General features: G+C 36.3%; 13 protein-coding genes and 1 pseudogene. 2 read left to right on the forward strand and 12 right to left on the reverse strand.

What is annotated here, in order from left to right; translation table 11 throughout:
* Positions 1-48: 48 nt before the first annotated feature.
* The 12 genes and pseudogenes from CP368_RS08205 to CP368_RS08260 form a co-directional block, all read right to left on the reverse strand.
* Positions 49-192: pseudogene (locus CP368_RS08205) on the reverse strand (phosphatidylserine decarboxylase); the annotation flags it as partial.
* A 133-nt stretch (positions 193-325) separates the two neighbouring features.
* The gene (locus CP368_RS08210) at positions 326-583 is read right to left on the reverse strand and encodes a bacteriocin immunity protein (protein WP_025005511.1); all 258 of its coding nucleotides are present in this window, start codon (positions 581-583) and stop codon (positions 326-328) included.
* 52 nt (positions 584-635) lie between these two features.
* Positions 636-1,451 carry a sugar-phosphatase gene (yidA, locus tag CP368_RS08215; protein WP_087363449.1) on the reverse strand — a complete coding sequence of 272 codons (816 nt, stop codon included), beginning with the start codon at positions 1,449-1,451 and terminating at the stop codon, positions 636-638.
* 149 nt (positions 1,452-1,600) lie between these two features.
* Positions 1,601-2,251, reverse strand: a complete 651-nt coding sequence (locus CP368_RS08220; RefSeq protein ID WP_098044349.1) for a DsbA family oxidoreductase — start codon at positions 2,249-2,251, stop codon at positions 1,601-1,603.
* Between the two features lie 11 nt (positions 2,252-2,262).
* Positions 2,263-3,186, reverse strand: coding sequence for a thioredoxin-disulfide reductase (gene trxB / locus CP368_RS08225; RefSeq protein WP_087176715.1), 924 nt, complete (start codon positions 3,184-3,186; stop codon positions 2,263-2,265).
* Between the two features lie 105 nt (positions 3,187-3,291).
* Positions 3,292-3,942, reverse strand: coding sequence for a metalloregulator ArsR/SmtB family transcription factor (locus CP368_RS08230; RefSeq protein WP_098044348.1), 651 nt, complete (start codon positions 3,940-3,942; stop codon positions 3,292-3,294).
* Positions 3,932-4,264, reverse strand: a complete 333-nt coding sequence (locus CP368_RS08235; RefSeq protein ID WP_087176717.1) for a co-chaperone YbbN — start codon at positions 4,262-4,264, stop codon at positions 3,932-3,934. The genes CP368_RS08230 and CP368_RS08235 overlap by 11 nt, the downstream gene beginning before the upstream one ends.
* Positions 4,251-4,403 carry a hypothetical protein gene (locus CP368_RS10600; protein ID WP_098044347.1) on the reverse strand — a complete coding sequence of 51 codons (153 nt, stop codon included), beginning with the start codon at positions 4,401-4,403 and terminating at the stop codon, positions 4,251-4,253. The genes CP368_RS08235 and CP368_RS10600 overlap by 14 nt, the downstream gene beginning before the upstream one ends.
* 148 nt (positions 4,404-4,551) lie before the next feature.
* The gene (locus tag CP368_RS10510; RefSeq protein ID WP_158227431.1) at positions 4,552-6,585 is read right to left on the reverse strand and encodes an LPXTG cell wall anchor domain-containing protein; all 2,034 of its coding nucleotides are present in this window, start codon (positions 6,583-6,585) and stop codon (positions 4,552-4,554) included.
* 57 nt (positions 6,586-6,642) lie between these two features.
* Complete coding sequence (locus CP368_RS08250) at positions 6,643-6,963, reverse strand: hypothetical protein (RefSeq protein WP_098044346.1); 321 nt, start codon at positions 6,961-6,963, stop codon at positions 6,643-6,645.
* Positions 6,947-7,036, reverse strand: a complete 90-nt coding sequence (locus tag CP368_RS11055) for a YSIRK-type signal peptide-containing protein (protein ID WP_098044345.1) — start codon at positions 7,034-7,036, stop codon at positions 6,947-6,949. The genes CP368_RS08250 and CP368_RS11055 overlap by 17 nt, the downstream gene beginning before the upstream one ends.
* Positions 7,037-7,456: 420 nt before the next feature.
* On the reverse strand, positions 7,457-7,870 hold the full coding sequence (locus CP368_RS08260; protein ID WP_098036957.1) for a cupin domain-containing protein: 414 nt from the start codon (positions 7,868-7,870) through the stop codon (positions 7,457-7,459).
* A gap of 584 nt (positions 7,871-8,454) precedes the next feature.
* Between CP368_RS08260 and CP368_RS10820 the strand changes: the two genes are divergently transcribed.
* Positions 8,455-8,892 (forward strand): Rpn family recombination-promoting nuclease/putative transposase, encoded by a 438-nt coding sequence (locus CP368_RS10820; protein ID WP_233185840.1) that lies wholly within the window; start codon positions 8,455-8,457, stop codon positions 8,890-8,892.
* A gap of 80 nt (positions 8,893-8,972) precedes the next feature.
* Entirely contained in the window at positions 8,973-9,278 is a 306-nt protein-coding gene (locus CP368_RS10825) for a hypothetical protein (RefSeq protein ID WP_233185841.1), read from the forward strand.
* The last annotated feature ends 79 nt before the right edge of the window (positions 9,279-9,357 follow it).

Consider the following 9,357-nt stretch of genomic DNA (forward strand, 5'->3'; position numbering starts at 1 on the left):
ATTAAAAAATCAATTTACGAGAAAGATCTATTTACACAAAAGATTTGACAGTTTCTTTAAAGCTTGAACCGGTGGAAGCAACTTATTATTTTCTTCGCTCTTTGCTTCTTCATAAACCTTTTTTACCCATTTATTTTCAAATTCTTGATCGCTGGGAAGCCATTTTCCAACGTTAAATTTATGTCTTGTCATAATAGGGCTCTATTTCTACTAAAATAATACTCTGTTACTTTTAGTATAGCCTTTTTGTATTCGCTTACATTCAAATGACTCTAAAACCAAAAATACCCCATTAATGCAAAGCTACTGCACTATGGGGTATTTTTTAAATTCCAGATAATTTTTGCATTTCTTCATGCAAATCTAAAATACTGTCAGGTGTATCATCACCGTGGCTAATAATATATCCTGCTAAAGCCTTATCAAGTGCTAAAGCTACTTCTTGCATCGGCTTACCAGCAGCCCTTCTGCCATAAGCTGTCCGCACAATTTCCATCAATTCGGGATTTTTCTTTACTTCCTCATCATGATTAACAATATATTCAATTTTATCTCTAATAATTCTTTCTTCATCTTGAGCCATAAGCGAGACCTTCTTTCTAACTCTATTATAGAGCTATCCGTATCCGCTTACACTATAAAATATTTTTAATTGCTTGAGCAACTCCATCATGATCATTATCAGCAGTTACCACATCCGCAGTTTTTTTAACTAAATCAGTACCATTCCCCATTGCAACACCAGTTTCAGCGTACTCAATCATGCTTAGATCATTAGCTTCATCCCCAATTGCCATTACGTTATCTTGAGTCAATCCTAATTTTTCTGTCAATGCCTTTAAAGCTGTTCCCTTATTGACACCTTTACGATTAACTTCAAGATAAAATGGCGTACTTTTAACTACCATATATTCCTTAGCTAATTGGTCAAAATCAGCTTGATACTTGGCCATTGCTGCGCTCAAAACATCAGGATCATCGACATACATGCATTTATAAATCTTTTTATCAGCCATTTCTTCCTGGGTACGATATTTAATACCAATACTACACAATACAGATTCATGTACAGTATATTTACCAATATTACGATTAGCAGTATAAACGCAATCATCACTGCTAGCATGAAAATGTAAATTAGTTTTTCTTGCTAATGCTTCAATTCTAATATAGTCATCATATGATAAAGTTTCTTCAATTAAACCGTGGCCAGTTGTAGTTTCAACCAAAGCACCCCCAAAGCTGATGATGTATTGATCATCTTGCTCATCAAGACCTAACGGTTCAAGATATTCACGTGCCCCAGCAAGTGGCCGGCCGGTGCAAATAACCACCTTTTTTCCTACAGCACTTGCTTGTTTAATGGTAGAAATTACACCTGGTGTCAATTTGCGTTCACTATTTAATAATGTCCCATCTATGTCAATTGCAATTAATTTAATATCCTTCATATTTTCCTCGTGTATATTTCTATTAATTTTCAATTCATCGATCATAAATCTAACTTTAATTCTATCATTTATATTTTTTCAATCATTGAAAAAAATTTGCCAAACAAAAAGTCGTTACTCACTACAGAGCAACGACTTTTATTATTAGCTTACTTTTCTTCTGCTTTAACTTTTTCTAATGCTTGCACAAATACTTCATATGGTTGTGCACCGCTGATTGCATATTTATTGTTGATTACAAAGAATGGTGCACCTTTGATACCTAATTGTTGTGCTTCAACTTCATCCCCTACAACTTGGCGTTCATATTGATCAGAAGCAAGAATTTTTTCTACTTCATCCTTATCAAGACCTGCTTCAACTGCAGCTGCTGTCAACACGTCTTTATCCGCAATTGACTTACCATCAGTGAAGTATACTTTGTAAAAACGACTGATTACTCTTTCTACCAAGTCACGATCATTTTTACTCTCAGCTAACTTGATCAAACGATGAGCATCCATTGTATTAGTAGGTACAACTTTATCCAAATGAAATTCTAAGCCCTCACCAGCAGCCATTTGGGTAATGTAAGCCATCTTTTGTTTAGCATCTGCTTCGAGTTCTTTTTTACCACCAGTAAAGTGATTGATATAATCTCCACTCTTAGCAGTCTCAGCTTCCATTGGATTTAATTGAAATGACTTAAGCTCCAACTTAGTATCATCATAAATGCCAACTTCCTTCATTGCCTTTTTCATTCTAGTAGAACCAATATAGCAAAATGGGCATGCAATATCTGACCAGTATTTGATTTTCATCTTTTTCCTCATTAATCTGATAATTCACTAATGTATTCAAAGGCGTTTTGACCGGCAATACCACCTTCACCAACTGCTGTAACAATCTGACGTAACTTCTTTTGACGAACGTCACCAATTGCATAAACGCCAGGCACAGTAGTTTCCATTTCATCATTAGTAATAATCCAGCCTTGATCATCAGTGATCTCTAAATCTTTGAATGGTTCACTATTTGGCACATTACCAATGTAGATGAAGATACCTGAAGCATCAATTACCTTATCTTCATCAGTCTTCTTATTGTGAACCTTGATGCCAGTAACTTTATTTTCATCACCAACAATTTCAACTGGAACACTATCCCAAGTAAATTCCATCTTAGGATTCTTAAAAGCACGTGTTTGTAAAACCTTTTCAGCACGAAGTTGATCACGACGGTGAATTACATCAACATCCTTGGCTAAGTTTGCTAGGTAAAGACCTTCAGAAATAGCGGAATCACCACCACCAACTACAGCCACATTTTCATCTTTGAAAAATGCACCGTCGCAGACAGCACAGTAGGAAACACCTTTACCGCTATATTCTTCTTCGCCAGGAATGCCAAGCTTACGATTGGTTGAACCAGTTGCAATAATTACTGCCTTGGCTGTAATGTCTTCTGGATCCATTCTAACAATGCGCTTTTGACCATCTAATTCAATTTTTTGCACATCGCCGTAGACGAATTCAACGCCTTGATCCGTTGCACTCTTATACATCTTTTCACCCAATTCTGGTCCCATAATTGATGGAAAACCTGGGTAATTTTCAACCTCAGCAGTGTTGTTCATTTGACCACCATAAACACCACGATCAATCATTGCAACCTTCAAGTTAGCTCTAGCTCCATAAAGAGCGGCTGTCATACCACCAGGACCTGCACCAATTACAGCTAAATCGTATTCTTTCATCGTTATTACCTCGCTAAGTTTTAATATTCTATAAATTCGTTGAACTATAATTATATAGTATCACTAACTTTTTGTAAGTCAACTATTTAATTCAAAAGCTTGTATCTAATTTTTGGCTTTTCCCTTTTGCCATTCTGTCACACTATGGTTAAAAACACTAACATGCGTATAGCCTCTAGCTTTTAATTCATTGCCAACCAGATTTGCATAACCGCAAAGTCGACCACGACAATAAACCATTACTTCTTGATTAGGACTAAAGGGTAGATTAGTAAAATCAATTTCATTAAATGGAATATTATGAGCTCCCGATAAATGTACATTATTGAATTCATCGGTCGGACGTAAATCTAAAACGTAAGTTGTAGCGCTATCCTGATTTGATAGATCCGCTATTTCAGTTTGCGGCAAAGTATCATATGTTTTTTCAAGGCATCTCATTTCTGGCAATGTTTTTTCTGCTAAAGTCGTCAAAAGCATTAACAGTTGACTTACTTGCTCATTTGCCAACGCATAAAAGACAAAGTTCTTGCTTTTTTCTTCCTTAACTAAATTTACTTGCTTTAATATTTGTAAATTCTTAGAGGTTGTGCCCACGCTAATATTGATTGCCTTTGAAATTTTCTCTACGGACTTAGGGCCTTGATCTAAAATAAAAATAATCTTTAAACGTGTCAGATTGCTGACGGCTTTCCCAATGCGCAACACTTGATCAAAAGCCCTATCTTGATAGGCAATTGCTAGTTTATCTTGCATGCTCCTTCACCTCTTTCGATTTTAACGAACTAAAATAGTAATTAAATAACGTCTTAAACTGGTTAAAATCTAAAAACTTACTAAACTGATCAACCTTTTTTCCATTTTTGATCAAAACAATGCTGGGAGCTGACCATACCTCAAATTTTTGGGCTAATTCTGGTTTTTCATTGACATTTATTTCATAGAAAGGAACCACATCGCCAACTATTTGAGTGAAATCTTTTACAACATTTGTTTCACCGTAACATTGAGCACACCAATCATTGTCAAAATATAAAACAGCATTATCTGGGATAGTATTCAGACTATTTTTGATCATCTTTGGTATTTTTCTTTGCCTTGCTCCAGTCAATTTCACAGCCATCTGGACCACAAACGCCCGCACTTAAATTATCATTATCATTAAGTGCTGCAAATGCTGATTGTAATTTTTCCTTATCTTGTTTCTTTTCAGTCATTTTATTTTCTCCTTAAGTATTCTACGTTTTCGTTTAATTCTATAGTTATCATATCACTTACTTTTTATAAGTCAATATTTTCACACAAAAAAAGAGCGATGCACATGCATCGCCCTTCATATAGGGAAAAGGTATCTAAGATGTTGATTTAATTCGTGTGACGTTTCTTCACACCGACCAAACTAACAAGGCCGATGGCTACAACAGCGCCACCTAAGGCAGCTGCAGCTACACCTTCACTCTGATTTTCACCAGTTTGTGGCAAAGTGTAGTGAATTTTACCGTTTGCATCAATGTAACCAACTACATTGCCGTTGCGGTCAAGTACTTCACCGTTTGGCATAATAGTTTCGCCATTTGGTCCTGGAGTGCCTTGACCATGAGAGCCGAAATTGTTGTAGTAACCATTTTGACCATGAGGAGCATAGTTGTTCGACCAGTTATTTGCTGGCTTTGGAGCTGGCGTATGCTTCTTATTCTTGTGGTGACGACGTGGTGTTGGTACATCAGGTTCGTCTGGTTCATCAGGCTCTGGCTCATCTGGTTCAGGAACATCAGGCTCTGGAGTCTTATCCTTTTCAGGAGTCTTTGGAGTTTCAGGCTTCTTAGGTTCAGGCTGTGGAGTTGGTGTTGGTGCTGGAATTGGGTTTGGACTATCCGGTGGAACTACTGGAGTTTCATTCTTAGTGTAAGTTACAGTAACATTAATGTCGTCCATAGTTACTGGAGTTGAAGGTACGGTTTCCTTATCTGGAGTGTAGCCATCAACTTTTGGAGATGGAACTGCCTTATAATCGGTTTCACTTGGAGTCCAAGGAGTATCATATTTACCATTTGGAACAAGTTTGCCAGTTACATTGTCCTTAGTTAAATGACGAGTCCAAGTTGCGTTTTGAACATTATCATTTGGAGTCTTGTCACCTGCACCAGTATAATGAACAGTTTCCTTAACATTCTTAGTAACTTCATTAGGATCTACATCGTGATGATCATCAGGCGTTACTGGGCTGTAAGTGTGTTTAAGGTGTACTTCATACTTTTGTGGCTCTTTAGTGAAAGTTACACCAGATTTAGGATAATCATCGCTAACCAGCTTATAACCCTTATCTGTATAATCCTCAATTGTAGGAGCTGTTGAGTAATCACTCTTTTCACCAACTTCACCTGAAAGATCCTTGGTTTCAAGAGTTTTATCAGCAGTATCATCGATGTACTTAACTGTTACTGAACCTTTTTCTGCTTCCTTCTTATAAACTACAACTGTTTCATAATTTTCAGGAATACCAATTACGCCATTATTCTTGTAAGCATCAGTTAAATTACCGTCTTTTACAACAGCATCTGGATTAATCTTTAATTTAGCTTGAACTTCAGAACCATCGGCGCCTTGAGTTACGCCAGGAGCATTAGTTGACTTAATAGTTGCAGTGTAACCATCAAGTTTAGGAGATTCTACTGCAGCATATGGATCTGTCACTGGATTACCAGCTGCGTCTGTCATCTTCCAACCAGAATCCTGACTTACTGCTTGGCTGTGTTTAATGTATTCCAAAGTTTGATCAGACGTATGTGAAAGAGCATAGTTCTTAATGTCGTCTAACTTATCTTTAGTAATATCAGGAGTCAAATTACCATTGTTAACAATACTATTTTGACCCAAGTTTAAAGTCGCGCCATCAACACCTTCAATAGTTAAATTACCGATAACATTCAAATTATCTGAAGCGGTAATATTACCCTTTATTTTAACGCTCTTATCACCTGCACCGGCTGCTTGTCTAACAGCATCCCAAGTAGTTACAGGCTTGCTCTCATTCTTAGGATTAGTGTTAATATTCTGGTTTTCAGTACCCTCATTAGCTACTGCCAAACTAGTATTGAACAACTTAGCTAAGTTAGCTGAGCCTTCCTTTGAGAGGCCTTGTAATGCAGCATCATCCAAATTGAAGTTTACAGTTTCAGCTTGCTTTTCATCTGCAGCCTTACCCAATTTCCCGGCATCAGAAACAACAGCATCTTTATTCAAGTCGCTGTTATTAATCTTATTTATACCAGCTGCTTCTGACACAACTGCAGAATCAGCAGCTTTTTGGGCATCTTTAACAGTTTGTTCAACCTTATCTGCTTGAGTATTCTTAGCAACAGAATTTTCCTTAAGCGTATCTTTAACACCATTTTGCACCTTGGTGTTATTATTAGCTTTAACAGTAGAGGCGTCAACTTTATTTTGTTCTAATTTTTAAGTATCTACTGTTGCAGCAATCTTATTTGTATTATTCTTAATCTCAGCTGTCTCATTATTCGTTTTATCATTTGAAGCAGCTTTATCATTGCTCTCATCCAAATTACTCTGTTCGATTGCTGAATTTTCTGAAACAGATGATGTATTGTTGTCACCAGCAACAGTATTATCATCTGTTTTTGTTTGTTCAACTACAACTTTTTCAGCTGTACTTGTACCGTTATCAGCTTGAGTATCGCTTGCTTCATGTGCTTCAGGTTCAGTATTGCCATCAGCCACATCAGCATGTGCAGTGCTTGCGTTAGTACCTAGTTCCAAGCAAAACGAAAGCAGCACCTACAGTCAATTTTCTAATTGCGAAGTGTTGCCGTCTATCTGCAGCGTTTTCCATTTTCTTAATACGGTTATTCTTAGATACAATATCAAAACCCCCCTAATATTCCTTATTAATTAAATTTCACACGCATTGCGCTTTCTTTATACATCTTGTTCTCATTAAAAACAACGTATGCTTTTTATTCAACAACCATGTACTAGCACAATTTATGTAAATTGCAAAAGTTTTTTAGTTATTTAAACGTAACTTTTATTATCAGTTAATAATATATTGCTTTAATTTTGCTACTGATTATTACGCTAGCTTTGTAGTTCTAGTGCTGGTTTAGAGGCATTTTTAAAAAGATAGTCTGCTTTACTTGTAATGGCTCAAAAATTATTTTCTAAAAATATCGCTATTATTTAACGTACTTTTTCTAACAAAAAAATGACCCAATCCAAACGATTTGATCATTAAATATACGTGCATATTTAATTATTTCAAATTATTATAGTAATCTTCATCAACCGGCTCAAGCCAAGTGGACTTTGCCTTGTCAGTATCAGTCATGATTGAAAGGTGCGCAAACCATGAATCCTTCGTTGCACCATGCCAATGCTTAGTGTTAGGGGCAACAACATAAACATCACCAGGTGTCATCTTATGAGCTGGCTTACCTTCTTCTTGAACCCAGCCCTCACCTGCAACGCAAACCAAAGTTTGAGCAACAGTGTGCATATGCCAATGATTGATGCATCCCGGTTCAAATGAAACATTTGAAATACTACAGTTAGCCCTATTAGCAAGTGGATTCAAATAACTCTCACCAGTAAAATATTTCGCATAAGCTGTGTTAGGTTCGCCAAAACCAAATGAACAATTCTTTACTTCTTCTTCGTTTCTAGCCATTTTTATTTCTCCTTTGCTCAACTCAATTACATTGTATGCTTAGAAATTAAGCTTGAGAAATATCTATAATTACTGGCTAGCTATAACTTTTACTTATGCAAAATGCTATAATGGACTTCCTTGGCAGGGGCGACAAAGACGATTTCCGAAAGATTTCGTCTTTTTTCTCCTTTTCTAATGTAAGCGCTTTATTTTTATGTAATTCTATGCTAAAGTAAAAATTGTAAAGATAAAGAGTATGAATAAGATAAATATCCAATTATTTATCTCCAAACTAAGGGGATGGCAATTATGACTACAGTTATTGGAATTACATTTTTGGCACTTGAATTGCTCGGTGTATTTATTTTATCAGCAGTTTCACCAAATTGATTTTTGGCTTTTAAGACTCCTAAAATTATTAATATCACTCAAAAACTACTAGACTCTCAGACGGATCTAATAGTTTTTCTATTATTTTAACTTTTCAAAAAAATTTTGCCTGTTTTTTGTGTATTAAATAGTAGAGGGCTCTGCCCTACTCTACAGAAAGCAGGTGTGCTACGAAAGAAACACCTAAAGTAATCAAACCGTGGTATGGCTTCTTGGAAGATCAGGTCTTCGGTGAAATCATATCAGACAAGAAAATTTGCAAGTATATTTTTGAAACCATCTTGTCTTTCAAGATCAAAGAAATCTACTATCCGGAAAAACAAAAAGAAGTCAAGGATCCTAAACATCGTGAGCGTAAAGATGTAATCTTCGACATACTGGTTGAAGATTACGAGCACAACCCTTACGATGTAGAAGCTCAAACTACCGATAAGAAAGACCTTGGCTGGCGAATGCGGTACTATGCTGCTAAAATTGATCAACGCTATACTCTCGATAAAGGCAAGACCTATCGCAACATAAAAAAGGCCTATTTGATTTTCTTATGCAACTTCGATCCTGAAGGTGAAGGCCGGATCAAATACACTTACCATACTTATGAAGATCACAACAAGTCTAAGCAATTGCAGGACGGACTAGAAAAATTATAATTAATGGCAAAGGAATTCCTAATGGTGAAAGTGCAGATCAGGTAGGCTTAGTTAACCTGATTAATGACCGACCTGTCCACTTGAATGCCATTTTTGATGAAATTCAAACGCGAATCAAGGACATGAACGAAGATCCAGAATGGAGGGATAAAATGATCGACTACGAAACTAGAATGCTTGAAAAAGAGCAAGAAGCAGAAGAAAAAGGTATGCAACAAGGTATGCAAAGAGGCATAGCTAGCGCTACTGTTTCCGGCATAAAAAAGTTAATCGCTGCTTTAAAAGATTTCGGCGACAATGATGAACAAATCTTAAATCGCTTAGAGAAGGATTACGGTGATCAACTCTCCATTGATGAATTGAAAGACTTCATGAAACAAGCTTAAATTTTTACAAATCAATCTAGTCAAAAGTGTCTGGGAAAAAACTAATTCCTAAGACATGAAAAAAGAACGATGATTTCCT

It is taken from the genome of Lactobacillus sp. UMNPBX17 (assembly GCF_002553735.1).
GTDB lineage: Bacteria > Bacillota > Bacilli > Lactobacillales > Lactobacillaceae > Lactobacillus > Lactobacillus gallinarum.